Annotated in this window: 24 protein-coding genes and 1 pseudogene; 9 read left to right on the top strand and 16 right to left on the bottom strand. The window is 42.2% G+C overall.

Annotated features, from left to right (window positions below):
* Window positions 1-171 precede the first annotated feature (171 nt).
* Together ACN6MY_RS05895 and ACN6MY_RS05890 are read right to left on the bottom strand one after the other, a co-directional pair.
* Window positions 172-1,143 carry an IS3 family transposase gene (locus ACN6MY_RS05895; protein WP_419884087.1) on the bottom strand — a complete coding sequence of 324 codons (972 nt, stop codon included), beginning with the start codon at window positions 1,141-1,143 and terminating at the stop codon, window positions 172-174.
* Window positions 1,080-1,388 carry a transposase gene (locus ACN6MY_RS05890; protein ID WP_419881538.1) on the bottom strand — a complete coding sequence of 103 codons (309 nt, stop codon included), beginning with the start codon at window positions 1,386-1,388 and terminating at the stop codon, window positions 1,080-1,082. The genes ACN6MY_RS05895 and ACN6MY_RS05890 overlap by 64 nt, the downstream gene beginning before the upstream one ends.
* 483 nt (window positions 1,389-1,871) lie before the next feature.
* On the opposite strand from ACN6MY_RS05890, the gene ACN6MY_RS05885 reads away from it, so the two are divergent.
* Window positions 1,872-2,648: a class I SAM-dependent methyltransferase gene (locus ACN6MY_RS05885; RefSeq protein ID WP_419883152.1), complete on the top strand. Its 777-nt coding sequence runs from the start codon at window positions 1,872-1,874 to the stop codon at window positions 2,646-2,648.
* Between the two features lie 116 nt (window positions 2,649-2,764).
* On the opposite strand, the gene rlmD is transcribed toward ACN6MY_RS05885, so the two are convergent.
* From rlmD to nagA, 9 genes are all read right to left on the bottom strand, one after another.
* A complete protein-coding gene (gene rlmD, locus ACN6MY_RS05880; RefSeq protein ID WP_419883151.1) occupies window positions 2,765-4,141 on the bottom strand; it encodes a 23S rRNA (uracil(1939)-C(5))-methyltransferase RlmD in 1,377 nt (458 codons plus the stop codon).
* A complete protein-coding gene (locus tag ACN6MY_RS05875) occupies window positions 4,138-5,022 on the bottom strand; it encodes a DNA-3-methyladenine glycosylase family protein (RefSeq protein ID WP_419883150.1) in 885 nt (294 codons plus the stop codon). Before ACN6MY_RS05875 ends, rlmD begins: the two co-directional genes overlap by 4 nt.
* Window positions 5,023-5,158: 136 nt before the next feature.
* On the bottom strand, window positions 5,159-5,947 hold the full coding sequence (gene pdaA, locus ACN6MY_RS05870; protein ID WP_419883149.1) for a delta-lactam-biosynthetic de-N-acetylase: 789 nt from the start codon (window positions 5,945-5,947) through the stop codon (window positions 5,159-5,161).
* A gap of 105 nt (window positions 5,948-6,052) precedes the next feature.
* Window positions 6,053-6,268: a hypothetical protein gene (locus ACN6MY_RS05865; protein WP_090990709.1), complete on the bottom strand. Its 216-nt coding sequence runs from the start codon at window positions 6,266-6,268 to the stop codon at window positions 6,053-6,055.
* Between the two features lie 283 nt (window positions 6,269-6,551).
* The gene (locus tag ACN6MY_RS05860) at window positions 6,552-8,117 is read right to left on the bottom strand and encodes a fumarate hydratase (RefSeq protein WP_419883148.1); all 1,566 of its coding nucleotides are present in this window, start codon (window positions 8,115-8,117) and stop codon (window positions 6,552-6,554) included.
* A gap of 429 nt (window positions 8,118-8,546) precedes the next feature.
* Complete coding sequence (locus tag ACN6MY_RS05855) at window positions 8,547-9,224, bottom strand: SIS domain-containing protein (RefSeq protein WP_419884086.1); 678 nt, start codon at window positions 9,222-9,224, stop codon at window positions 8,547-8,549.
* Between the two features lie 76 nt (window positions 9,225-9,300).
* Complete coding sequence (locus tag ACN6MY_RS05850; RefSeq protein ID WP_419883147.1) at window positions 9,301-10,023, bottom strand: GntR family transcriptional regulator; 723 nt, start codon at window positions 10,021-10,023, stop codon at window positions 9,301-9,303.
* 24 nt (window positions 10,024-10,047) lie between these two features.
* Window positions 10,048-10,788 (bottom strand): glucosamine-6-phosphate deaminase, encoded by a 741-nt coding sequence (gene nagB, locus ACN6MY_RS05845; protein ID WP_419883146.1) that lies wholly within the window; start codon window positions 10,786-10,788, stop codon window positions 10,048-10,050.
* Entirely contained in the window at window positions 10,785-11,984 is a 1,200-nt protein-coding gene (gene nagA / locus ACN6MY_RS05840; RefSeq protein ID WP_419883145.1) for an N-acetylglucosamine-6-phosphate deacetylase, read from the bottom strand. The genes nagB and nagA overlap by 4 nt, the downstream gene beginning before the upstream one ends.
* Window positions 11,985-12,324: 340 nt before the next feature.
* Here nagA and nagE point away from each other — a divergent pair, with 340 nt between their 5' ends.
* A complete protein-coding gene (gene nagE / locus ACN6MY_RS05835; protein WP_419883144.1) occupies window positions 12,325-14,217 on the top strand; it encodes an N-acetylglucosamine-specific PTS transporter subunit IIBC in 1,893 nt (630 codons plus the stop codon).
* A gap of 474 nt (window positions 14,218-14,691) precedes the next feature.
* Here nagE and ACN6MY_RS05830 read toward each other — a convergent pair whose 3' ends face one another.
* Entirely contained in the window at window positions 14,692-14,877 is a 186-nt protein-coding gene (locus ACN6MY_RS05830; RefSeq protein ID WP_419883143.1) for an SE1561 family protein, read from the bottom strand.
* Window positions 14,878-15,081: 204 nt separating this feature from the next.
* On the opposite strand from ACN6MY_RS05830, the gene yfkAB reads away from it, so the two are divergent.
* Window positions 15,082-16,209: a radical SAM/CxCxxxxC motif protein YfkAB gene (yfkAB, locus tag ACN6MY_RS05825; protein ID WP_419883142.1), complete on the top strand. Its 1,128-nt coding sequence runs from the start codon at window positions 15,082-15,084 to the stop codon at window positions 16,207-16,209.
* A 60-nt stretch (window positions 16,210-16,269) separates the two neighbouring features.
* Here yfkAB and ACN6MY_RS05820 read toward each other — a convergent pair whose 3' ends face one another.
* Window positions 16,270-17,085, bottom strand: coding sequence for a YfkD family protein (locus ACN6MY_RS05820; RefSeq protein WP_419883141.1), 816 nt, complete (start codon window positions 17,083-17,085; stop codon window positions 16,270-16,272).
* Between the two features lie 527 nt (window positions 17,086-17,612).
* Window positions 17,613-18,677 carry a calcium/proton exchanger gene (gene cax / locus ACN6MY_RS05815; RefSeq protein ID WP_419883140.1) on the bottom strand — a complete coding sequence of 355 codons (1,065 nt, stop codon included), beginning with the start codon at window positions 18,675-18,677 and terminating at the stop codon, window positions 17,613-17,615.
* Between the two features lie 265 nt (window positions 18,678-18,942).
* Between cax and ACN6MY_RS05810 the strand changes: the two genes are divergently transcribed.
* Window positions 18,943-20,130, top strand: a complete 1,188-nt coding sequence (locus tag ACN6MY_RS05810; protein WP_419883139.1) for an MFS transporter — start codon at window positions 18,943-18,945, stop codon at window positions 20,128-20,130.
* 321 nt (window positions 20,131-20,451) lie between these two features.
* Window positions 20,452-22,391, top strand: a pseudogene (locus ACN6MY_RS05805) (heavy metal translocating P-type ATPase).
* A 256-nt stretch (window positions 22,392-22,647) separates the two neighbouring features.
* On the opposite strand, the gene ACN6MY_RS05800 reads toward ACN6MY_RS05805, so the two are convergent.
* Window positions 22,648-23,487 (bottom strand): YihY/virulence factor BrkB family protein, encoded by an 840-nt coding sequence (locus ACN6MY_RS05800; protein ID WP_419883138.1) that lies wholly within the window; start codon window positions 23,485-23,487, stop codon window positions 22,648-22,650.
* A 38-nt stretch (window positions 23,488-23,525) separates the two neighbouring features.
* The gene (locus tag ACN6MY_RS05795) at window positions 23,526-23,930 is read right to left on the bottom strand and encodes a YtxH domain-containing protein (RefSeq protein WP_419883137.1); all 405 of its coding nucleotides are present in this window, start codon (window positions 23,928-23,930) and stop codon (window positions 23,526-23,528) included.
* A 302-nt stretch (window positions 23,931-24,232) separates the two neighbouring features.
* On the opposite strand from ACN6MY_RS05795, the gene ACN6MY_RS05790 reads away from it, so the two are divergent.
* The 4 genes from ACN6MY_RS05790 (at window position 24,233) to ACN6MY_RS05775 (ending at window position 26,818) form a co-directional block, all read left to right on the top strand.
* Window positions 24,233-24,457 (top strand): DUF1128 domain-containing protein, encoded by a 225-nt coding sequence (locus ACN6MY_RS05790; protein WP_419883136.1) that lies wholly within the window; start codon window positions 24,233-24,235, stop codon window positions 24,455-24,457.
* 180 nt (window positions 24,458-24,637) lie between these two features.
* Complete coding sequence (glp, locus tag ACN6MY_RS05785) at window positions 24,638-25,903, top strand: gephyrin-like molybdotransferase Glp (RefSeq protein ID WP_419883135.1); 1,266 nt, start codon at window positions 24,638-24,640, stop codon at window positions 25,901-25,903.
* Window positions 25,897-26,427, top strand: coding sequence for a molybdopterin-guanine dinucleotide biosynthesis protein B (gene mobB, locus ACN6MY_RS05780; RefSeq protein WP_419883134.1), 531 nt, complete (start codon window positions 25,897-25,899; stop codon window positions 26,425-26,427). The genes glp and mobB overlap by 7 nt, the downstream gene beginning before the upstream one ends.
* 148 nt (window positions 26,428-26,575) lie before the next feature.
* Window positions 26,576-26,818, top strand: a complete 243-nt coding sequence (locus ACN6MY_RS05775) for a DUF2164 domain-containing protein (protein ID WP_419883133.1) — start codon at window positions 26,576-26,578, stop codon at window positions 26,816-26,818.
* Window positions 26,819-26,848 lie beyond the last annotated feature (30 nt).

Here is a 26,848-nt window from a genome sequence, read left to right as displayed (position 1 = left end):
GCGAAAGGTGCGAGACTTATGCGGGATTAGTAAAGTTGCACGATTTGGACTTCTGTCAATAAAGTAGACACTTATATGCCAGGTAGAGGCGTACTTTTTTCTTCCGCGCTTCGTTTTCACTCCGCTTGGAGGCCTCTGCCTGAAGGAATCATTTGAAAAACAATGAATCCTTCAGGCAGAGGGCGATTTTTCCTCAGTGGCGTTTAAACGCTGTGCCTCTTTGTACGCCTTTTCGTACTCAATCGGAGTGGTGTATTCTAATGTCGAGTGGATCCTTTTACGATTATAAAACTGAATATAAAACTGGATGGCGCCCATGGCTTCTGCTTTTGTCTTAAACACAAACTTGTACAAATACTCTTTTTTCAGGGAGGCAAAAAACGATTCTACACAAGCGTTATCATAAGGAGTTGCTTTCCGGCTCATACTAATGGTCGCTTTGGCCCCCTTCAGGGCTTCGGTATATTTTTTTGAACAGTACACGCTTCCCTGGTCTGAATGGTGAATCCATCCCTCAGCGGGCTGGCGAATTTCAAGCGCTTCTTTTAATGCTTTTAACGGCAATTCGGCATCCATGCGGTCACCCATTCTATAGCTGATCACCCGGCGAGAAAACAGATCTAAAACAGGATTTAAATAGAGAAATCCTTCCCCTGTATGAATATAGGTGATGTCTGTTGCCCAAACACGGTTTGGTTCATTAGGCTTAAATTTACGATTCAGCTCATTCTTGAACACAAGCTGCTGGTGATCCGAATCAGTGGTCTGAATGTATCGAGTTGGCGGAGTGGCATATAAGCCCATCTCTCTCATGCGGTTCGTTACCGTTTTAAGTGAGACTTGAATGTCATCCACCTCGATTAGTTTTTGATAGATTCTCGGGCTTCCATACGTACCAAGGTTGTCGTGGAAATGATAGCGGATTTGCTCATCAAGATGGCGTCTCCATCGCTGCCTTTCCGTTTCCTCCTTGTCCAATCGAAGTTCCCAGGCATAATAGCCAGAAGTGGATACATTCAAGACTTCGCACATCTTCACGACAGTATGATCGTTTTTATTTTGATATATAAACCGAAATCTTACTTCTTTTCTTGCGTGAAGATGTGCATAGCCTTTTTTAAAATATCGTTTTCCTCTTCCAATTCTAATTTTTTCGCCTTTTCAGCTTCATACAATTCTTTGTATTCAGAAGCAGTTAGATAAGGGCTTTGTTTCTCTTTTTCTATCTGATTCTGCTTTTTACGATAGGCGCCGATCCACTTCTGAAGTGTGCTATACGAAATGTCGAGTTCACTGCTTACATCCACGAGTTTCCGTCCATCTAAATGGATTAATTTACACACATATTCTCTAAATTCTGCCGGGTACTTTTTCTGATCTTTTGCCATGCTTATACACACCCTTTTTGTAGTTGTATAGAGTTAAACATGACGCCACTACCTGTGTCCACTTTTTATACTAACTTCAGATTTTCATGAAAAACTGCACGATTCTGAAGAGAAGTTGCATGATTATATAGTAATGTTGCACGATTTTGAAGTAAAGCTGCATGATTCTGAAGCAAAATTGCATGATTCTGAAGCAAAGTTGCATGATTTCGATAAGTTGCATGATTTTTAGCGAAAAGCGAGTATCCTGAAGTGGACGTCACCCCCTTGTACCAGGGTTACGAAACAGACAAAGAAACTAACACGATACAAATCGTCTGAATTTTTTATTTATGTTAAGGTTATCATATTACATTTAGAAAGCGAGTGGTTTAAATGATAGCACTTTCGAAAATACATCATAACGAAATGGAGGTACTGAAGGCTTAGTTAATTTTATTGCCTTTCACCCTTCAGTAAAAACGAAAAACGGAGGGTACATATATGTCTTTTAGCTATTACGGTGAGCTTTGCACAGAGGTTTATGATTTAACGAAAAAAACAGGACAATCAATCGGCGGTGATATAGAGTTTTATCTAGAAAAGTTAAAAAACTGTAAAGGGCCAATTCTAGAAGCAATGGTTGGTTCAGGGCGTGTAATTATTCCTCTTTTAGAAGCTGGTCTTAATGTGGATGGAGTCGACTACTCTCCTGAGATGCTGGCTTCTTGCCGACAGCGCTGTGAAGAGCATGAGTTAAGTCCGAACTTATATCAAGCAGATTTAAGGGAATTATCATTAGCCCATAAATATGATGCTATCATCATTCCCGCTGGGTCATTTTTATTAATTGAAAATCGAGAGGACTCCATTCAGGTTTTAAAGAAAATTTATGAGCACCTTGAAACTGGCGGAAGATTACTACTTGATCTTTTCATACCAGACGACAATCTTCAAGCAGGAAGTTTTGAGGGAACTTCCACTTTTCACGTTTCTAATGGTGACATCATCACTCTGGAAAGGAAACTAGTGGAAGTTGACTTTCTTAACCAATACAAGGTTTCGTATTTAAAATATGAGAAATGGCGGGAAGGAAAACTTATTCAAACTGAATTACAGCGTTTTGCCCTACGTTGGTACGGTGTTGAGGAATTGAAATTAGTTTTGGAGAAGATTGGCTTTTCCGAAGTAGTGATTTCAGCTGATTTTGTCGATGGCAAACAGCCTACAAATAGTAAGCAGCAAATTGTTTATGAAGCTGTTAAGAAAAATAAAACTTAACATACTTCCAAAATTCATCTCCAAATTGATAAACAATGAAAAAACAGAAAAAAGGATGGGTTTCGTTCCCATCCTTTCTTTCCGTTTGTTTCTTACCTTGTCCGCAAGTACATTGTTTACAGCTTCTCCAGCTCCGTTACAACTTCCACATGGGCTGTCTGCGGGAACATATCGACCGGCTGCATGTATTTTACTTTGTAGCTCTTGCTCAGGATCTGAAGGTCCTTTGCAAGTGTGGATGGATTGCAGGATACGTATATGACTTTCTTCGGCTGTACTTTCAGGATCGTTTGCAGCAGATTGTCGTCTAAGCCGCTTCTTGGCGGGTCGGCAACGAGCACGTCTGGCTTCCATCCTTCTTTGGCCCAGCGCGGCAGGATATTTTCTGCTTTTCCTGTTTCATATTTTACGTTGTTTACTTTATGGCGTTTTGCGTTTTGCCTTGCGTCTTCAACGGATTCTCTGATCGTATCCATTCCCCGGACTTCCTTGGCATCGCCTGCAAGCCATAGACCGATTGTGCCGACTCCGCAGTAAGCATCAACAACTTTTTCAGTGCCTGTCAAAGCTGCTGCCTTTTTGACTTCATCGTACAATTTAACCGTCTGGATCGGATTCAGCTGGAAAAATGTCCGTGCTGACAGCTCATACGATAGGTCTCCAAGTGTTTCGGTGATCACCTGTTCCCCGTCCAGCAGGATCGTTTTGTCTCCAAAAATCAGGGATGTATTTTTGTTGTTAACATTTTGAATGATGGACTTTACTTCAGGCAGCTGACTTTTGATCAATTCGATCAGTTTATCCTTTTGCGGCAGCTCTTCCGTGTTTGTGACAAGCACGACCTGGACTTCGCCGGTTTCAAATCCTACACGGGTGATGATTGTCCGGATAGCGCCTTTTTTCTTTCTCTCGTTATAAATTGAAATGCCAAGATTTGTAAGGATTTTCTTAATCATCCTTGTTGCTTTATTGCTTTTTGGGTGCTGTACAATGCAATTAGGGATATCAATCAAATCATGTGAATTCAGTCCATATAGCCCAGCAATCACTTTTCCGTTTTTAAGGCCGACCTGGAACTGGCTTTTATTACGGTAAAACCACGGATCTTCCATACCAATCGTTTCTTTGATATTTAACGAGTCCAATGAAACTTTACCGTAACGCTCCATGGATTGAATCACAATATCACGTTTTTCTGCGAGCTGCCTGCTGTAGCTCATATGCTGAAGCTGGCATCCGCCGCACTCTTCATACACCGGACAAGGAGGGTTGATGCGGTCTGGGGAAGGTTTGCGTATTGTTTTAATCTTTGCTTCTGAGAATTTAGACTGTACTTTAACAGCTTCAGCCACAATTTCTTCCCCTGGAAGAGCTCCTGGCACAAAGACGACTTTTCGTTTAAAATAGCCGACTCCTTCACCGTTAATGCCCAGTCTTTTTATTGTTAACGGGAAGGTTTGGTTAACTTCCAATTGGTTTTCATCTGTTTTCATTTCTTCTCACTCCGTTTTTCAACGCTTCTCCATAAATAAAGGGAAGCATAGCTTAAAAATGGCGCCCAGCTCTTGCTGTAGCTTTCCATTTCATCCTGATTTGGTTTAACATCCAGTCCGTATAATTGCTTCAGCGCATTTTGGATGCCGATATCTGCTTTTGGGAAAAGATTAGGACGCCCTGCACCGAATAAAAGAAAGTTTTCGGCTGTCCATTTTCCAATCCCCCGTATCTTTATTAATGTATTGATGATTTCTTCATCTGGCTTTTGAGCCAGTTCCTCAAGATTCAAGCTACCATCTGCAATCAGACCAGAAAGCCCAATCACGTACTCTGCTTTTCGGGTGCTGAATTGAAGCTCTCTCAGCTGCTCAACTGTCAGTGCGGCAGCTGTTTCAGGAGAAGGGTAAAACCATACCCCGTCCTTTTGAAAGCCGAATGCATGCACAAACCTCTCCGTAAGGGTATGGGCAAAGGCAAGGTTCAATTGCTGATGGATAATGCATTTAACTAAACAGCTGTAATAATCAAAATCTAGAACGATGGCCGTTCCGCGATGTTCAGCGAATATTTCTTTTAAATCCGAGCCCTCGAAATGCAAAGCTATTGTATGCAAAGGCTGATGCCAATGAAAAATTTTCTTTATGCGCTGCAGTGCCATGTCTTTAAATTCCGTTGTTTCACCATGAATTTCAAAGAGCGGTTCCTCTGTATTTCCCAGGCTTTTTACTGTGAACACCAGAGGATTTCCTTCTATAGTAAGAGGGACCTTAACAGTTTTGTTTTCCACGTCCACTGCATGCAGCGGATCAAGCAGCAGGCGTTCAAGAACCAGTTCAAAGTTATAAGGGGCCTGCACCGATAATTTTTCAGTCCACACAGTCATCTTCCTTTAGCAGTTTTCCACGTATTATAGCATGTTTCCGGCAATAATACTTGTCTCCATCAATAATAAGCTCAATAGAAAAAACGGCATCAAAGCAAAGAGACAGCTCTTGCACTTTAATGCCGCTTCATCAATAAAGCATTTTATCCGGCAATTGATCTTTTATCATTAAATCATCAAGGCTTTTAAATACATAGCCCTGTTTTTTCAAATCCGTGATGATCGAGTCCAGAGCGTCCGCGTTATCCTTGGAAACAGTGTGAAGCAGCAAAATCGCTCCAGGATGAATTTGCTTCATTACAGCATCATGTGCATATTGCGCACCCTTTTGCTCATCGGTAATCCAATCTTTATAAGCAAGAGACCAGAAAATATGATAATACCCCTCTTTTCTGGCAACATCCATAGTCCGCTCACTGAACACCCCTCGCGGAGGCCTTAAGTAGCTCATCGTTTTTTGTCCCGTGATTTTCTGTGTTTCATCTTTTACCTTTTGCAGCTCGGATTTAATGACATCATCTGCGGTTCTTGACATATCTGGATGGCTCCAAGAGTGATTCCCGACAATATGCCCTTCCGCCGCCATCCTTTTCACAAGGTCTGGAGCTGATTTTAAGTAGTGTCCTGTTACAAAAAATGCGGCAGGCACATGTTGCTTTTTCATAACATCCAGAATTTTTCCGGTATAGCCGTTTTCATAGCCATTATCAAATGTTAAGTAAATTTCTTTTTTAGCAGAATCCCCTTTATAGACTGCACCATATTTTTTTATCATGTTATCGTACCTGGTCCCTGCTTCAGCCGGCTGTCCGTTTTTCCCTTTATTAAAACCCCAGTTATAAGATGTATTAGACGGCCCGGCATTTGCGTGCAAAGGCAGCAGTATGAACAGCATGATCAGGAGAATATATTTCTTCATCTTATTTCCTCCATCCATTTCTTTTTTTTATTGTTTGGAGTTGGAGGGAAAATATACGGCATAGAAAAGGGCCCTATTTTGAATATAGAGCCCCCGTTTTATTTCTTAGGCAAATAGTGATTTAAATGCCAAATAAATTAAAACAAGAGAGAAAACAACAACAGTAATCAAGCCAATGCTAATAGCAACAGGGGCGATGGACGCAACGAAGGAAGCAAGCGCACCAGCTGTCACTAGTCCCGGAAGAATAACCAAAGCAAAGCCGCTCAAGATGGCAAGAAAGTATAAGATGTAATTGTTATGCTTGTAATTGTTATTCATGTAGTAATCACTCTCCTTTCTCTATACCTTATGTACAAGCTCTTATGTTTGTCCGGGCGAGAGCTGTTTTTTTAAAAAAGAATATCAGCAGCTAATTTCCATTCATTTGGATAATAGTGCCAAATCAAGCTCCATTAGAGCCAATTCCTCTATGAATCGAGCGAAATCACCTTCTATTAGAGCCAGATTATATGTTCGGGCCAATTGTGTTTTATGTTGTAATTCCCCATAAAAAAAACGCCAGCTCCTGATAGGGAAGCTGACGTTTTTCACTGACGGTTCTTTATTTAAACACAGGCTCTTTAAACTGTGACAGCTTCTCAAGTGAGGATTGCTGTACGTCTTTATGCAGGCTGTTTCCGTGGGAATCCATGGTCACGACTGCCGTGAAGCCTTCTGCCTTTAAGTGCCACATGGCTTCCGGAATGCCGAACTGTGTTAGGTCGACACCTTCAACAGACTTGATGCAGTCTGCATAATATTGTGCTGCGCCCCCGATAGCGTTCAGGTAAACGCCTCCGTGCTCCTGCAGGGCAGCAAGCGTTTTAGGGCCCATCCCGCCTTTTCCGATTACAGCGCGGATGCCGAACCTTTTCATGATATCTCCTTGATACGGCTCTTCACGAATGCTTGTTGTAGGGCCGGCAGCTTTTACGTGCCATTTGCCTTCCTGGTCTTTTAGCATGACCGGACCGCAGTGGTAGATGATCTGGCCATTCAAATCTACAGGTGAATCATGTTCGGACAGATATTTATGGATTGCATCGCGTCCTGTGTACATCATTCCATTTATATGGACTACATCGCCTACTTTTAATTCACGGATCTGTTCCTCCGTGATCGGAGCAGTCAATACCACTTCACGGCTGGCCGGTGCTTCAGCCTCTGCTGCAGCTGCTGATTCAATGTCAGCTGTTTCTCTTTCAGCTCCAAAGTCAATTTTTTCGCCTTCCTGATATAGCCATTCATTGATTTCCCCGGTTTCCGGATGGATGGTCACTCCAAGCCTGCGGAAAGCCCAGCAGTTATAGGCAACAGATACAAAGAAGCTTGCAGGTATACGGTGCATGACGCCGATTTTGCAGCCTAAAAGAGTCGTTTCCCCGCCAAAGCCCATGGTTCCGATTCCAAGCTCGTTGGCGTTTTTGATAATATATTCTTCAAGCTTTCTAAGATCTTCATGCGGGTTAACATCCTCATTGCTCCTGAAAAGCTGCTGCTTGGCCAAATCATAGCCGGATGAACGGTCACCGCCGATGCCCACTCCGATAAATCCTGCGCTGCACCCTTGTCCCTGAGCCTGATACACAGAATGAAGAATGCATTTACGGATTCCGTCTAAATCACGTCCTGCTTTTCCAAGTCCTTCCAGTTCACACGGCAGGCTATACTGGATGTTTTTATTTTCACAGCCGCCGCCCTTTAAAATCAGGCGGACGTCTATATAATCCTTTTCCCATTGTTCGAATTTCATGACTGGCAATCCTTCGCCAAGATTGTCTCCGCTGTTGTCCCCTGTCAATGAATCAACTGCATTTGGGCGAAGCTTACCAGCTTTTGTAGCCAATACCATTGCATTTTTGATCGCACTTTTAATTTCAAGCTGGTTTACCCCAACCGGCGTTTTGATTTTAAAAGTCGGCAGACCTGTATCCTGGCAAATCGGCGATACATTGTCATCTGCCATTGTTATATTTTCAGTGATGGTTGATAAACTCATGGCAGAACGGGTTCCCGCATTTTCAAGCTGCTTCGCCTGTTTAATGGCTCTGCGCACATCTTTCGGAAGGTTTGTAGACGTTTCCACAATTAAGCTGTACATGCTTTCTTGAAATTTCTCGATATTCATACTGCATTTCCCCCTCTTGGTCATTCCCCTGTGCTGAATGCTTAGAACATAAACTTAAGAAAATTTAGTCATTTCCCCGTTTCATTATACATCTAACGTTTTATTTCGAAAAGATGATGTTTGGGACTGTTTGCTGTTTTTCGCCGTGCTGCTTGGAATCATAAAAAAAGGCTCTTTTCTTAAAGATTGTTGTTTTTTTAATTTGTTATGTGAGGCGTTCCCATTGTTAAGTCAGGTTGATTGGAGCGTAAGGTGCGAGACTCCTGCGGGATTAGCGGGAAGGTGACACCCCGCAGGCTCAGCCGAGGAGGCTCACCGCCTGCCCCGCGGAAAGCGAGCATCCTGGAGCGGAAATCAACCCCCTTTTTTCATAGCAACAAAGTTTACGAAAACAGCCTAAAAAAAAGATGAGCATCTGCTCATCTTTAGTCAGGATTCCAGCATCGGAATTCTGTTTTTATAGCGGTCAATCAGCTTGCGGTTATGCTCCATTGCACCGTCCACGTTGCCGCTTTTAAATATAGGTGGTGTAAAACCTTTTGAAATCATTATGTTTACGGCTTCTGTTATGATTCCATTAAGTATGGCCATTCCAATGATAGTTGATCCAGAGCCAAAACCAATATCTAGTGCTTCTTCCTTCATAAGTGTGTCTCCAGCTTCAATGTGGTTATCAATTGTAAGATCACCTGCTTGATAAAGGTATTTCCCGCTGCTATGCCGAGACGATTGAGTATTGGCATAGCGGGGCGAAGTGATTGCAATCACAAAGGCGCCCCTTTCCCTTGCTGTATCTGCCACATCAATCGGGACGGGATTTCTGCCAGAAGTAGAAGCAACAATCATGACATCTCCCGGCTCTATGGAAATATGCTGCATAAACTCCCGGCCAAGGCCATTTTGCCGTTCGAGCTTAGAGGAACGTACGGCGCCTTTATGCAGCATTAAATCTTCGATTAAAATCGGACTGACAGGCACAAGCCCTCCTGCCCGGTAAAAGAGCTCCTCACCCAGCATATGGGAATGTCCGCAGCCGAAAACATGGAGTATTCCATTGTTTTGGATGCACTCTGCAATTTTACTTGCTGCGTGGTTAAGCGCTCCAATTTCATTCGGTATCTATCAGTTGTTTAATTTTCTTAAAATATGGATTGAACATATTAAGAGCTGCCACCTTTTTGTTTCAGCGTTTCATAGAAATCATGAATTTATAACGATCTGCACGGTAAGAGGATTTAACAAACTCAACCGGAGTGCCATCTTCCAAAAAAGTATTTCTCTCAATTCGCATAACAGGCGAACCTGTTTGGATTTTCAAGAATTTTGCTTCCATTTTATTCGCAATTGATGACTCAATGACCTGGGAAGCATGATCAATGTGAAAGCCAAGCTGTTCCTCTATATAGGCATACAAAGAGCGGTTTACGATATCTTCTGTAAGGCCTTTAATAAGATTAGCGGAAATGTAGTTTGTCTCCAAAGCCATCGGCACGTCATCTGCCAGTCGGATTCTTTTTATTTCGTAAACAGGGCCATATTCACCAATGGATAAAGTGTTGGCAATCTGGCTTGCTGCAGGAATGATTTCAAAGTTCACTAATTGGCTGCCAGGCGCAAGGCCTCTTGCCTTCATATCCTCTGTAAAACTGGTCAGGCCCTGAAGAGGCTGTTCTATTTTCCGCTGAGATACAAATGTGCCCTTCCCCTGCAGCCGATGCAGGTATCCTGCGTTAACAAGCTGTGTAAATGCCTGCCTGACAGTCATCCTGCTTATTTGATATTTTTCGGCATACTCTCTTTCGGCAGGAAGCGAATCTCCCGGTTTTAACTCGCCGTTTTCAATCAGATCCTTTATATGCTCCTCCAGCTGATAATAGATAGGAATAGGAGAATTTTTATTTATCATTCGCCATTCAACCGAACCTTTCCTTTAAATACCATATTTGATGTTTGCACTTGCTGCTTCATCTGCAATGATTGTAACACACGGGTGGTTTCTGAGCACCGAGGCAGGGAAGCTCTCTGTCACTTCTTCTCCATTCAAAAGCTGAAACAGGGCATCTCTCTTATTTTCTCCAGAAACGATAAGGAGAATTTCCCTGCTGTTCATGATCGTTTGAATACCCATTGTAATCGCCTGTGTCGGAACCTCTTGCTCGCTTTCGAAAAACCTGCTGTTTGCTTCTATAGTAGATGGTGCAAGGTCAACAATATGGGTTTTGGATTCAAATGACGTTCCCGGCTCATTAAAACCTATGTGGCCATTGCTTCCAATTCCTAGAACCTGAAGATCCACGCCGCCATGGTCGATTAGTGTCTTTTCATAGCTTTTACATTCTGTATGAAGTGTCTCTTTATTTCCGTTTGGGACATGTGTTTCCGTTTTATTAATATCAATATGGTTAAAAAGGTTATTATCCATAAAGGAACGATAGCTTTGCGGATTTTCCTGAGGAAGGCCCACATACTCGTCCAGATTAAAGGTTGTGACATGCTTGTAGGAGGTGCCGTTTTTTTCATGGTCTTCAATTAGGTTTCTGTATGTTCCAACAGGTGTTCCTCCAGTTGCAAGGCCAAGTGTAATCTTGGGGTTATTGCGCACTTTTTTAATAATGTATTCGGCAGCTTTTTGGCTCATTTCTTCGTAATCTTTAACTTTAATTGTTTTCATTCTGCAATTCCTCCTCTGATATATGCAATCTCCCCTCGGCATAATGTAAGATATACCTCGAGATTTTCATCAAGAATGACTATATCTGCATCCTTTCCTGCCTCAATGCTTCCTTTCCGGTCATAAATATTTAATTGCCTGGCAGGATTTGAGGAAGCCATTTTAATGGCATCCCAAAGCGTGCAGCCTGTAAAGGAAATAATGTTCGTAACTGCTTTTCCTAACTTCAGAATGCTGCCTGCAAGCGTTCCGTCCGCCAAAACCGCCTTGCCATTTTCTACTGTAACGTCCTGGCCGCCGAGGTCATATTGTCCATTTTTCAGGCATTTTGCCCGCATGGCATCAGTTATTAAAATCAGGCCGTCTTTGCTTTTCTGCTTTAGAGCAAGCGCCGCCATTTCCGGGCGTACATGAACTCCGTCTGCAATAAGTTCAGCTTTTAATTCGTTTCTCAGAAACGCCGCTCCGACAACTCCTGGCTCGCGATGGTGAAGTCCTCTCATCTGGTTGTATAAATGTGTAACATGATTGGCCCCTGCATCAATCGCATCCATAACTTCCTCATAGGTAGCATCAGAGTGTCCTATAGAGGCAATAATGCCGTTTTCTTTTAGATAGCGGATCATCTCAAGGCCGCCTGGCTGTTCCGGTGCCAGGGTGACCAGCTTGATTGTGCCGCCCGCAAGGTTCTCCCAGCTTTTAAACAGCTTTAAATCAGGATCCTTTATATGATGGACAGGCTGGGCCCCTGCTTTATTTGCATTAACAAATGGCCCTTCCAGATGAATTCCGAGCACCTCAGCATTGCCTGGAGTTTGGCGGTCTGAAATATACTCTCCCGCGTTTTGCAGCGCTTTTTCAATTTCCTTAACTGCTTGTGTCATCGTCGTAGCCAAAAAGCTTGTTGTCCCTTCCTTTGGCAATGCCCCGGACATCGTCTCCAGCGCTTCTGTGGTTGCATCCATCACATCAGCGCCATTTACTCCATGTATATGGACATCAATAAATCCAGGAACTGCGGTATAGCTCCCAGGTATCTTCAAAATCTTGAAATCTTCTTCATCGGCCAAGTCTTCAAGAGGTCCCAGCTCAATAATTTTTTGATTTTTTATTTTAATGAATCCATGATCGATAATTTTGCTGGCTGTATAAATTTCAATGTCTTTAAGTAAAATAGGATTGTCTATGGAATTCATATTCATAACTTCCTTTCAGTTTCACATCTTTACTTTATCATCAACCATTTATAGTCGTCTATACCAATTTTATTTAACATTATTTTTTTATTGGCCAAGCACATCTTGTCTGCTGTCCCCCTACAGATTCTCCCCCCTGCAATTCAACTACAGTTTAGAATCAGTATTGAAGTTTTACAAATTCTCATGAATAATATCCTTTTAAAATCAGTTAAAACCCAGTTTTCAATTACTTCATTAGCTGAAATTGGTATAGACATATACATAATTTGCATGATATGATGTTTCCGTTAATCGCTTTCATTACTGTTAATACAATGAAGAATAGGAGTGAGGACATATGTTAGGATTTTTGCAACGAATCGGAAAAGCACTAATGCTTCCTATTGCTGTATTGCCCGCTGCCGGACTTTTGCTGCGTTTTGGACAGCCTGATTTATTAGATATTCCCTTTATACTAAATGCAGGAAACGCCGTTTTTGCAAATTTGCCCTTAATTTTTGCAATTGGGGTGGCCATGGGATTCGCTAAGGACAGCAATGGCGCTGCAGCACTTTCAGGGGCCATTGGTTATTTAGTATTGACAGAAGGCGCGAAATCGTTGGACAAGGGCATTAATATGGGGGTTCTCGGCGGTATTATAGCGGGGATCATTGCTGGTCTTTTATATAATCGGTTTCATGATATTAAGCTGCCTGAATGGCTCGGCTTTTTTAGCGGAAGGCGTTTTGTTCCGATCATAACATCACTTGCGATGGTTATTTTAGCAGGAATCGCAGGATATGCCTGGCCGCCGGTACAGGATGCCATCAACGCAGTCGGAAATTGGCTGATTGATTTAGGAGCCGTCGGATCAGGTCTTTTTGGATTATTAAATCGCCTGCTGATTCCATTAGGCTTGCACCATGTTTTAAATAGCCTATTTTGGTTCCAGTTTGGTGAATATCAGGGTAAAGCCGGGGATATCGCCAGATTCTTTGCCGGCGATCCGACTGCCGGGTCTTACATGACTGGCTTCTTCCCGGTCATGATGTTCGGTCTTCCTGCTGCGGCATTTGCCATTATTGCAGCAGCCAAGCCAGAAAAAAGAAAGCAAGTTTCAGGGATGTTCATAGGGCTCGCCCTTACATCCTTCCTTACAGGAATTACAGAACCCATCGAGTTTTCATTTATGTTTATAGCACCCCTTCTATATGGAGTGCACGCTGTATTAACAGGGCTTTCTATGTGGATAACTTCCCTGCTCGGAATTAAAGATGGATTCACTTTTTCAGCGGGTGCCATTGATTATGTGCTGAATTTTAACATTGCACAAAAACCATTATTGATCCTGCTGGTCGGAGTAATTTATGCTATCATTTATTTCCTTGTTTTTTATTTCTTAATCAAAGCCTTTAATCTTAAAACGCCCGGCCGCGAAGATGACATTGAACTCGGGCAGGAACAGGAGACCTCTGCACCTGTCACATTGAGCAGCGATAAGTTTGAAAGGATGGCCTATCATTTTATTAATGATATTGGCGGTAAAGAAAATATCTCAAATATTGATAACTGCGCAACACGCCTTCGCCTGAATGTGAAAGACATGGAAAAGGTAGATGATTCCTCCTTAAAAGCTCATGGAGCAAGAGGCGTTATGAAGTTAAATAAAAAAAATCTGCAAATAATCGTCGGTACAGAAGTGGAATTCGTTGCTGATGCCATGAAGAGATTGGATATGAGTGCTGTAAGTATGGACAGCAGCGACTGCCAGGATGTGCCGGTAACAGCCGGCATGCTCCCATTGAATAATGAGAATTTTGTAATGCCGATCGATGGGGAAATCATTTCGATAGAGGAAATTCCCGATCCGGTATTTTCACAAAAAATGATGGGTGATGGTTTTGGTATATTGCCTGTGAATGGCTCTGTAGTTTCGCCTGTGGACGGTGAAATCATCAACATCTTTCCGACCAGGCATGCAATTGGCATTCGATCCAAAGAAGGGTATGAGATCCTGATCCATGTTGGCCTCGATACAGTCAACCTTCAAGGCGAGGGATTTACTGTTCATGTTAATGAAGGAGAAGGAGTTGCAAAAGGCCAGGAAATCCTGACATTCAATCTTGATTTTATAAAAAATAATGCATCTTCTACTATTACACCTGTTATCTTTACGAACCTGACAAAGCTTCATGTAAAGAAGCAAGGAAAAGCTGAACAAGGAGAAAGCGGCATTATTTCCATTCAGTAATAGTAAGCAGGACTTCCCGTCTAGTACGGGGAGTCCTGTTTTACTGTTAAGGTACTGATTGAAATGGAAGATATTCGGCACAGGCGAGACGACGCCGGGAAGTTTTTCGTCTAGGGCGGAAATCAGCAGTTAAGCCAAATCTTCCAGTATACGGGCTATACTCATTTCACTTATAATGCATGACTGAAATGCAGCATGAGGGGGAAAAAGAAGGCTCTTTCTTAAAGATTGTTGTTTTTTTAATGTGTTCTGTGAGGCGATCCCATTGTTAAGTCCCTAAGGTGCGAGACTCCTGCTTAGAGCTTAGATTAGCGGAACACGTGAGACCCTGCGGAAAGCGAGCATCCTGGAGCGGAAATCAGCCACCTTGTTTCATAGCAGCAAAGTTTTACGAAAACAGCCAAAAAGAAAAACCCTGCGGCACTTCACAAGGGTTTAGCATGTTCAGAGCATGAAAATCATAAAATGAAGAGCTTACTCTTCACGTGCTTTGAATTGTTCAATTTTTGTTTCAAGCTCATCAATGATAACAATCAATCGATCGATGTCATCCAGTTCTGTGCTTTCAGGATCAATGTTTTCAAGCACCTCCATAAACATATTTAAGCGCTCCTTCAAGTACTTTAATTGTCCGTCTTTGCTTTGTATTGGTTTTCCCATATTGCAGTCTCCTTCTGTCTTTAGTCTCACTGTATCCTGATAATCGAGTTTCCCCCATTGATGGAAGTTTCACTTTATCCTACCGAAATCAGGCAAAAAGTGCAATCCATATAAGAAAGCTTGGAGGGACTCACTTTAATTCATTGACATTCCCCCGCACCTTCACCATAATAATTGAGTGCTAAAAAGTAAGGAGATAAAATAATGAAACTTTCAGAAAGAAATCTTTTAAACCCTATCACACCTGAACATGATCCATGGGAAGCATATATGGATATTGAACAATATGGCAAGCTGGCCCTGACAAATGTGGAATTCACAACAACCACACTTTGCAATATGCGCTGTGAACACTGTGCTGTCGGTTATACCCTTCAGCCCAAAGATCCAGTGGCGCTTCCTCTTGAACTCCTTTTATCACGTCTTGAAGAAATTCCGGCCTTAAGGTCCTTGAGCATTACCGGCGGGGAACCTATGTTATCGCTGAAAAGCGTGAAAAACTATGTACTGCCGCTGCTTCAATATGCGCGCCGCAGAGGTGTCCGTACACAGATCAATTCAAACCTGACTCTTGATCTTGAGCGTTATTTGGAAATTGCCCCGTATCTCGACGTTCTTCACATTTCACACAACTGGGGAACGCTGGATGACTTTATTGATGGCGGCTTTGCCATGATGGATCGAAAGCCGACACGCGAGCAAAGAGCTAAACTTTTTAATAGAATGATTGAAAATTCACGTGCCCTATCTCAGGCAGGAGTTCTTGTTTCAGCAGAAACAATGCTGAACAAGCGTACATTGCCACATCTTGAGCACATACATAAACAAATCACTGAAGAAATGGGATGCCAACGCCATGAGGTGCATCCTATGTATCCGAGCGATTTTGCTTCAGCACTTGAAACCCTGCCTTTGGAAAAGACAAGGGAAGCCATTCATCATCTACTCGATATCAGAAATGAAGATGTCTGGATGCTCTTTGGAACTCTGCCGTTTTATCCGTGCAGCAGCACACCTGAAGATCTCGAACTGCTTAAGAGGCTGTATAGTTCGAAAAAAGTGACTGTCCGAAATGATCCGGATGGCCGCTCACGTCTTAATGTAAATATTTTCACAGGAGAAGTCATTGTAACAGATTTCGGTGACGCTCCTTCACTGGGCAATATAACAACAAGCCCTCTGTCTCAGTCTTATGAAACATGGATGAACTCGAAGCTGGCCGCTCAGCTTAATTGCCATTGTTCTTCAGTAAGATGCCTTGGACCTAACGTTCTTGTCAAAAATGCCTACTACGCAAATACTGATTTCCGCAGCATGAAGACAAATATTTAAAAACAAATCATGCTCTTTAATCAAATAATCGCCCGTCCCCTAGTGGGGCGGGCGATTGGTTTATTTTGGCTGTACAGCTGCTGTGAAGCTAAAGGACAGATGATCATGTACGGGAATCCAGGCGCCAATTCCCTGAGAGGTAATATTTTTTACCATCAAATGCTTTTTGCTTCCCTTCAGCACCAGGTACACTTCACCATATGTGACTTTTCCTTTTTCGTTCACGGCCGAAGCGTAGGCATTCAAATAACCAAGCCTGCTTGGCGGAATATTATACACCTGATCCTTTTTCGTTCCGGCACCAATGACGGTTTCAAAGGATAGCGGCAAACCTGTTTTCTCGATGGCCTTCAAAAGCATCATCTTTTGCACATCTTCCGTGGAAGGAATCTTAGCTGTAAGTCCTCCGCGTACTGTTTTTTGGGTTTCTTGAACGTAATGGATTTTGTAAATGTCGGTATTTCCGCGATTATCAAAGTAATTGGTATTTATTTTTTGATAATCCCAATTAGGTGAGGTTTCCGCGGACTGATAACTCAGCGCCCAATGCCCCAAATAAATGGTCGCCCTGTAGCCAAATGCGAGCGGTGCCTTGGCAATCGCTGATTCATTCAGCATGTGAATCAGCTCAGGGTTTTCAATTTTAACTTTTGCTGCCGAAGTCAATTGCTTGGCCAATGAACTTGGCTGCAAATAGGGAAGATCCTGATCCGGGTTTGGATAGGTATTTTCCTTGGCAATGTTCAGCACAGACTGCGGCACCTTAGTTTGCTGCAGCACTGTATAATCTTCAGCATTTTTATTTTCTGCAGAAATGGCGGCAGGGCACAACGAGATAAGTAAGCTAAGTAATAGTACATTTATCAATCTTTTCATGGTGTTTACGCTCCTTTTGAAGAAGGTTATTCTATTGTTACTTATCGTTCTCGTTGCAATGGCATTCTATGCACAGATGCTGGCGCTCAAAAATATTTTCATTGTAATGAAATTGTAAAGTTCTGAATATTTACAATTTTACATTTACGTTGTATACTAAAACTATCTTAACAGCAAGGAGGCGAAATCGTTCAAACACACCTTAGCTAAAGGGAGGAATGTTTATCGCGAGAACACGATAACAGGCTATCAGGAATAAAAACGAATTCGCTGATTTTTTTATACCATAAGCAAAAGGATGTGAGCATTCTAGAATTATTTAATCGCTTTTCCGGCAAAAAAGAATGATGATAATTTTGGATGACTGTATGTACTTAACGTTAGAAAATGGAACGTAAAAATGACTCTGCAATGTATTCAGCAGAGTCATTTTTTTATGGCTGGGAAATTTCACTTACAAAAAATCTGTACCCGCGTGCGGATTGAGTGCTATAGGCGGATAACAGCAGACAAGTATAGAAAAGCCTTTATAACAGATAAAATCCGATGCCCATAATGATATACGCGGCAATAAGGGTAAGCCCCTCAAACCAGTTTGTTTCTCCGTCATTGGATATCATGATCAATAGAAAAACAGCGGTAATCATTGCGATCAGTTCAGGCATAGAAAATACCAATGGCATGGTATCCGGGAAAAATAGTGATACAAGCACAAGGACTGGCGCTACGAACATCGCCACCTGCAGAGTAGAGCCGACAGCAATTTCAACCGTTACGTCCATTTTATTCTTCAGAGCCATTAATACGGCCGAAGTATGTTCCGCTGCATTTCCCACGATTGCCACAATAATGACCCCGATAAATAATTCCGTCCACCCAAATGCTTCACCAACTGTATGAAAGGTATGGACAAGATTTTCTGAAACATAAGCTACGGCGACTGTTGACGCAGCCAATACAGTCATTGCAGTCTTTTTGCTCCACTCCGGTTCTTCTTCCTCTTCTTCCGCCTTTCCCTCTTCTTTGTTCGGCAAGTATACACCCCGATGTGTTACAAGCTTAAAGAATAGTGCAGCCAAATACAGAAGAATTAAAATGATGGAGATCCCGATGCTTAATGTCATCGTTTCTGTTTCCTTCATCCTCATGGAAAACACTTCTGGAATCACAAATGCCACAACTACGGCGAAAATCAGCAATCCTGCATTATGCCTGGCATCAAAAATATTGAATTTCTGCCTTTTGAACTTTGTTCCTCCGAGAAAGAAAGATAAGCCTGCAACAAGGAGCAAATTCCCAAGAACGGAACCCGTTAAAGAAGCAAGCACTACTCCGATAAGGCCCGCTTTTAAAGAAAAAATGGAAATGATCAGCTCAACCGCATTTCCAAAGGTGGCATTTAACAGCCCGCCTATTCTCGGCCCCATTACAATGGCAAGACTTTCTGTTGCCCTCCCCATAAAACTGGCCAGAGAGATGATTGTTAAGCAGTAGATGATAAACATAATTACACTCGGCCAGTCCAGCAGAGAGCCCGCAACAGAAAGCGGAAGACCTGCTGCAAGCAAAATCATAAAGAATTTATTCCCCATTTTATATCCTCACTTCTTTAATGCTGTATTTTTTATTTTTTGTACCTTTTTCCCTTATATGTATCGTATTTGGCTTTATTCTTCACAAGCCCCTGTCCACATCCTCCTCTTTATTATTCTCAATCTTTTGTCTCAAAGTGAAAGTTTCATCTGCAGGGGTTTACTTCCCATTGAAGCGGATAAAATTCTATACCCTAATATCTCTTGCCTAATCACCTATTATCCATGTAACATCATTAGTGTAAATTATATTAGGAGAAATGCTATGAACCAGAAATTATTAATTGCAGTTTTGGTAAGTATCGTTGGAATTTCAGGATTTTCACAGGGTATGCTGCTTCCGATAATTGCAGTCATATTTGAGCATGATGGTGTCAGCTCTTCCATGAACGGACTTAATGCAACTGCCTTATATGCAGGAATTTTGCTGGTCTCTCCTTTAATGGAGAACCCCCTCCGCAAATTCGGTTATAAACCCCTGATTCTCGCCGGCGGGCTAACAGTCATCATTTCTCTGGCACTCTTTCCGGTCTGGAAATCTTTTTGGTTTTGGTTCTTTTTAAGGGTATGCATTGGCATTGGCGACCATATGCTCCATTTTGCCACACAAACATGGATCACTGGAGTTTCGCCTGAGAATAAGCGCGGCAGGAATATATCCATTTACGGATTATTTTTCAGCATTGGTTTTACAGTCGGCCCGCTTATGACAAAGCTTTTAGAAATTAATGAAGCATTGCCATTCATCGTCTCTTCCGCACTTAGCCTATTAACTTGGTTTACTGTCTTTTTACTGAAAAATGAGCGGCCAGATCATGATCATGAAATTGAAACTGCTTCCTTTCTAAGTACGATGAAACGCTTTTCAAAGGTCAGCAAATATGCATGGGTCGCGTTTTTGCCTCCTTTTGGATATGGTTTTCTTGAAGCGTCGCTTAATGGGAATTTCCCTGTTTACGCACTTAGGGAAGGAATTGATCTCAGCAAGGTTTCCATTATTGTTCCCGCATTTGCTGCAGGCAGCCTGATTTCCCAGCTGCCTCTTGGAATGATGAGCGACCGCTACGGAAGAAAAAAAGTCTTACTATTCGTTCTTCTTGCCGGATTCTTCATTTTTACAGCAGCCGGATTTCTGAGCGCCTCCTCCCTTGGGCTGTTTTTATGCTTCCTGTTGTCAGGCATGATGGTAGGCTCAACCTTTTCTCTCGGCATCAGTTATATGGCAGATTTGCTTCCTAAAAACTTGCTGCCTACAGGAAATCTTTTATGCGGAATTTTCTTCAGCTTTGGAAGCATTTCCGGGCCGTTTATCGGCGGAATCGTCATACAATTCTTTAAAGGAAGCTTTTTCTTTGTGATTAGTTTTATGCTTCTTATGATTTTTTTCGCCCTTATATCTTTCAAAAAATCTTCCGGAGTGAATAACCATTCCGAGTCAACACTTACTCTATAATTAAATTGCTGAATTACCTGCTATCTGCAATCAAATACCTTTAATTTCTAACATGAAATATGGTATTATAAATGCAGGAAAAAGAATATTATCCATTTATTTATGTATCATGCTGTCATCGCTCTTCGATGGCAGCTTTCGTCATTTTATAGGGGCATTGATGCTGAGTATCTTTCTCAATTAATTAAAAATGTGCGGTACACAAACATCTTCGCACATTCCTATTCCATAGGCCGCCGCAGCATAGCGCTAAAAGGATAATGGTGTAAATATCAATCATGACTTTACAATAAAATGTTTGACAATATTTGGAGGGATACTATGTCTGCAGAAACAAATGTATTAAAGCAAGATAAGCCTATTGTTAAAAATAGCTCGCTATTGGAAAAAGCAAAACCTCATATCGAACTCATTTGCGCTTTATTCAGCGGTGTACTGATTTTGGCCGGCTGGCTGCTTGCCAAAACTGATTTAAACACCGCCTCAATTGTCACTTACCTTTTTGCTTTTATTATCGGCGGATATGCTAAAGCAAAGGAAGGCATTCAGGAAACCATTGAAAATAGGGAATTAAATGTAGAAATGCTGATGATTCTTGCAGCCATAGGTTCCAGCATCATCGGCTATTGGACAGAAGGCGCTATTTTAATCTTCATATTTGCAGTGAGCGGTGCCCTTGAAACTTATACGATGAATAAAAGCCACAAGGAAATTTCCTCCTTAATGAATCTTCAGCCTGAAGAAGCACTTCGGATTACACTAAGCGGAATTGAAGAAAGAGTTCCTGTGGCGAAGCTTAATGTTGGCGACCGCATTATCGTGAAGCCAGGGGAGAGAGTTCCTTCCGATGCGGTCATTACAGAAGGGCAGACAAATATTGATGAAGCGGCCATTACAGGTGAATCCATTCCTTTAATGAAAACTATTGATGATGAAATATTTGCGGGGACTGTAAACCTGCGCGGCACGATTACTGCTGAAATTACCAAACCAAGCAGTGAAACGCTTTTCCAAAAGATTATTTTACTCGTCCAAACTGCTCAAAGCGAAAAATCGCCCTCTCAGCTATTTATAGAAAAGTTTGAAGGAACTTATGTGAAGGTTGTGCTGCTGGCAGTATTCGCAATGATGTTTTTACCCCATTTCCTTTTAAGCTGGAGCTGGAATGAAACGCTGTACCGGGCCATGATCCTGCTAGTGGTTGCATCTCCCTGTGCCCTGGTCGCTTCCATTATGCCCGCTACCCTTTCAGCTATTTCAAATGGAGCGCGGCACGGTATTTTATTTAAGGGCGGCATTCATCTTGAAAACTTAGGCAACCTGAAGGCAATTGCCCTGGATAAAACAGGAACGCTTACAAAGGGAAAGCCTGTGGTAACTGATGTAATAATCAGAGAAGATCTTAATGAGGAAGACTTTTTATATTCTGTTGCATCCATTGAAAATTACTCCAATCATCCATTGGCATCAGCCATCGTTAAATATGCCAAAGAAGCTGTCACGAAAAAATTGGCAAAGCCGCAGGCCATGGAGGATATATCAGGGAACGGTGTGCAGGGTTATATGGATGGTTCACTTTGGAAAATAGGAAGGGCAGACTTTGTCGGAAAAAAAGAAGCGGAAGCCTTTCACGATTCTATTTCCCATACTCTTGCACAGCAGGGGAAAACGATTGTTTTTGCAAAGGATGAGCTTGGCATCGCAGGCATTGTCACTCTTAAGGATATTGTCCGGGACGAAACAGCCGCTGCCATGGAAGAATTAAAAAAAGAAAATATCTACACGGTCATGCTTACAGGCGACGGCGAAAAAACGGCAAAAGTGATTGCTGATGAAAGCCATATAAATGAGTATGTATCAGAATGCCTGCCGGAAACAAAAGTAGATGAAATTAAAAAGCTTAAAGAACGGTTTGGAACAGTGGCCATGGTTGGAGATGGCATCAACGACGCTCCCGCTTTAGCGACGGCTTCTGTCGGCATTGCAATGGGCGAAGGAACAGATGTAGCCCTTGAAACTGCAGATGTGGTACTGATGAAAAACGATCTTCCCGAATAGCAGAAGCTGTGAGACTTTCCAAAAAAATGAACAAAATCATCAAACAAAATGTCATTTTTTCAATCAGTGTAATCATGCTGCTCATTTTATCCAATTTCCTTCAGTTTCTTGACCTCCCCTATGGTGTCATCGGTCATGAAGGCAGCACGATTATTGTTATTTTGAACAGTCTCCGATTACTGAAATTAGGAAAAGTAAAGTAAAACCCGATGCATAAAACTTCCCTGCCAATGTATTAAATATGAGAACCAGTGAATAAAATCCACTGGTTCTTTTTTATCATTTAGTGATATCCGTTTCTGCCATTCGCTGAACCGGAAGTTTTATGCTTAGGGCTTTTTTTGCCTTTTTGCTTCGTGCTGCCATCTTTTTTAGCCATTAGAGTAGCCTCCTTTGATGTTTCCATCAGCTATAGTATTCGTTAAAGCAAGTGTGAAAAATCAAGGAACTGCTGGCATACTACTCACAATTTGGTTTTTTCCTGACGCTTTCCATGGCGTTTATTTCACCGCCAATAATCAGAATCAGCCCTGTCAGATAAAACCAGGTCATTAGCACGATAATTCCGCCAAGTCCCCCGTAGGTTGTTGTGTAATGCCCAAGCCTTCTGACATAAAAAGAAAAAGCGAGCGACACAATGCTCCAGCCTGCAGTGGCAAAAATGGCCCCAGGAAGTACGCTTACACACTTAAGCCTCTTGTTTGGAGCAATCAGATATAATATCAGGAAAACAAAAAATAAAATGGCCGAGCTGATGATCCATCTTAATGAATTCCAAAATGCAAAAAACTGCCCTGAATATCCAAGCTCAGAAAACAGAAAATATCCAAGCTCCCTTCCAAAGATAGGAAGCAAAAGAGCAACCACAAATACAATGACCATCGCAATTGTCAATAGTATCGACATGGCCCTTGCTGTAATAAACGGCCTGGTTTCTTTCACATCATATGCCCGGTTAAATGCCTGTACAATAGCACTGATCCCATTGGATGCAGACCAAATCGTTGCTATGATCCCAAATGACAGGAGTTTTCCATTTCCCTTCATGACCTGGTTCAGATTATCCTCTATCAAAGCCATGGATTGAGAGGGGGCATATCCTCGAATTAAATTCAGGATATCATCCTGAGATATTGGCAAATATGGCAGCAAAGCCATTAAAAAAAGCAGAAGCGGAAACAGGGAAAGCAAAAAGAAATACGCCAGCTGGGCCGCCAATCCTGACACATCATCCCCCATTAACCGCCTTATCAATTCCGCATAATAAGAAATTTTTGTCCATCCTGTCTCTCCTGCCATATCGCCTTTTCCCTCACCTTCTGCAGCCTGCAAGCTGTCTATACACTGCGTGATGCATTCTCGCGCCCTTCGTAAGAAGGTGGCGTATACTCACTTTGATCCGTCGCAAAAGCTTCCTTTGTTTCTTTAACAACGTGCGCAACCTGCGGCGGAATATTCTTCATTTCCTCTACGCGTTGAGAAATGAAAGCTGCGTCATCTGCTATTTTCTCAATGGTAGCACGCATATTCCCTGTTGCTTCTTTTACCTGTTGCAATGTTTGATTGGGATTTTTCAAATATTCCTTCATGCTCCTCATGCATTGTCTGCTTCCCTGAAGTACAGATTTCCTTGTGCTTTGATCAAATAAACTGATGGCTGCTCCTGCCATAGCTCCATAAAACATCCCCTGCATAAACCAGCTTTTTCCTGTGTTGCGGTACTCTCTATTGTAATTTTCCATGTCTTATCCTCCTCTTGGGGTGCATGCTGCCTTTAAAGCAGCATCCTTTTCTCTTCAAACAAACTCCCATATAGTCATCTCATTATTATCCTTAAGCAATAAGCTAAGGCCGGGTAAAAACGCCCTAACGGTATTATTGTTTCCTTAAAAACAGGAATAGCATGTGCCGAGCCGCCAATTTTTTTGTTAGGCATGATTTTTTTCCTTTCTCTTGACAGCTGTGAGTTTTCATTGACTTATCAGGACAATCATGAAAAAATTAGAATACTTATCTTGAAAGAGTGCATGAAAGGGTGAAATCCATGGATTTATCAAAAAACACAGCCGAAAATGTGGAATTTATAATTGAAGCAATCAAGGAAAAGCTAAAGGTCATGAATATCGGTGCCATCAAGCCTTCCCATTTTAATGGTGATATGTATGAAGAACTGCATGAAATTTACGCAATGGTTATGAAAAAAAGCACCTTCAGCCCAAATGAAATGGAAGCAATTGCTGAAGAACTTGGCAAATTGCGGAATTCATAATTTTACTAAAACACTCTACTCTGAGTGTTTTTTTGTTAAGACTACGCTTTTCGATAGCCTGATGCATTTCGGGTGCTTCAAGTGCCTGAACGTGTCATGAGGGTAATGATTTTGATATAGTATAAATAATAACCTACATAATCAGGACATATCATTCACAGAAACAGGAGCTGAAGAAGTTTGGCAGAACGAAGAAAACCAATCAGTATAGCCGAGGCAGTTAAGTTAGTCATGGAAAAAAAACCAGCAGGTGAAAAAGAATATGTTTCACTGGCAGATTCAGATGGAAGATTTTTAGCAGAGGATATAGCAGCGACCCATGATGTTCCGCATTTTGACCGTTCTCCTTATGACGGGTTTGCCTTGCGCTCGGAAGACACCTCTTCTGGCTCCTTGGATCACCCGCTTACGTTTGAAGTGATTGAAGAGCTCGGAGCGGGCATGGTTCCAAGCGTGCCTGTAAGCGCAAATCAGGCTGTCCGTATTATGACAGGTACACAAATGCCTGAACAATGCGATGCAGTGATTATGCTCGAGCTTACCTCAGAATCCGAAATAGACGGAAAAAAATTCATTACATTTAAGCGTTCCATTAAAAAGGGAGAAAATGTTTCTTTTAAAGGGGAAGATGCAAGAATTGGCGATATGCTCGTAAAAAAAGGAACAAAAATTAATCCCGGCATCAAAGCAGTTCTTGCTACCTTTGGCTATGACTCTGTTCCTGTCGCAAAAAAACCGGTCATCGGGCTGTTTGCGACAGGATCTGAATTGCTTGACGTAAATGAGCCTCTTGAGCCAGGTAAAATCAGGAACAGCAATTCACATATGATTTCCTCACAAATAACAAGGGCCGGCGGTGAATTCATTTACTTCGGTAAACTCGCAGATGAGCTGGATGTAAGCTATCAGGCCATCAAGGAAGCCTTAAGCAAGGTGGATCTCCTTATTACTACCGGCGGGGTCTCAGTTGGCGATTATGACCTGCTTCCTGATATTTATCAAATGCTTGGTGCACAGGTGCTGTTCAATAAAGTAGGGATGCGTCCGGGAAGCGTTACAACTGTAGCTTCTTTTGAAAATAAAATCCTGTTTGGCTTGTCCGGAAACCCTTCGGCCTGCTATGTGGGTTTTGAATTATTTGCAAGGCCGATTATCCGTACCATGCTGTTTTCCGAAAAACCGCATTTGCGAAAAGAGCGTGCTCAGCTTGGAAGCGACTTTACAAAAGCTAATCCTTTTACACGCCTTGTACGTACCCGCTATTATTTTGAAAATGGAAAGCTCATTGCCGCTCCAAGCGGAAAAGACAAGTCCAGCATAGTCATGAGCCTTGCAGGCGCCAATTCACTGGCCGTTTTGCCGGGCGGTACCCGTGGTTTCACTAAAGGCGATGAAGTGGAGATTCTTCTGCTCGAGGATCAGGAAGGAAGCAGCTGGCCTTGGTAAAACCAGTGATTTTCCAAATTGCCGGATTCCAGAATTCCGGCAAAACCACTATCATATCAGCATTGATTAAAGAACTGCGCGGCAATCAGTACGAAGCCGCTGTTTTAAAGCATCATGGACACGGAGGGAAACCCGATTACGCTTTGCAGAAGGACTCTCATAAGCATTTTCATTCGGGTGCCATTGCTTCCCTGGTTGAGGGTGAAGGAACTATTGAGCTTCTTGCAAACATAAACGAAGACAATACATTGAGCAAATTAATTGAAGTCCTCAGCTTTTTCCATCCTCACGTCATCATCGTTGAAGGATACAAAAATGAGGACTTTCCAAAAGCAGTCTTGATACGGGATGAAGAAGACCTGCGCCTGCTTAAAAGATTAAGCTCAATAGAAGCCATTCTGGCGTGGCCGCAGATGCTTCATGCAGCAGAAGAGTTTTCAGGCGGCAATATACCTGTGTTCCCAATAAACGGAACACTTTTTACTGAATGGTTTCTTAACAGCTATTTAAACACCTCTTTATAAAACTATATGATTATAAACATCCGTGCTGATTTCCGCTCACGCAAGCCATGTCACTCGCCTGCAAAGCTATTTCACTCCAGCCAGCACAGTAAAACAATCACCAATGTATGGTAAACAAAGACCGATTAATGAAAATGGAGGGAATCATATGTTTATTCAATTTCCTTTAGAAAAAAAGAAAGCCATGATCCGCAGCATCCAGGAATACGTTCATCAGGAACAAGGAGAGGAAATCGGGGATTTAGCTGCAGAAAACCATCTCCAATTCATCCTCCGCGAGATAGCTCCTTTTATTTATAACGAAGGAATAAAAGATGCAAAGCGCATTATTGAAGACCGGATGGATAGCCTGGAAGAAGAACTCTTTTCCCTGGAACGGCCAGTAAAGTAAGACCGCATTCCTTTCATATTTATGAAATAA

Source organism: Peribacillus sp. B-H-3 (assembly GCF_048572925.1).
Classification (GTDB): domain Bacteria; phylum Bacillota; class Bacilli; order Bacillales; family DSM-1321; genus Peribacillus.
Note: the sequence above shows the minus strand (reverse complement) of the source record. Positions and strands in the feature narration are given on the sequence as shown.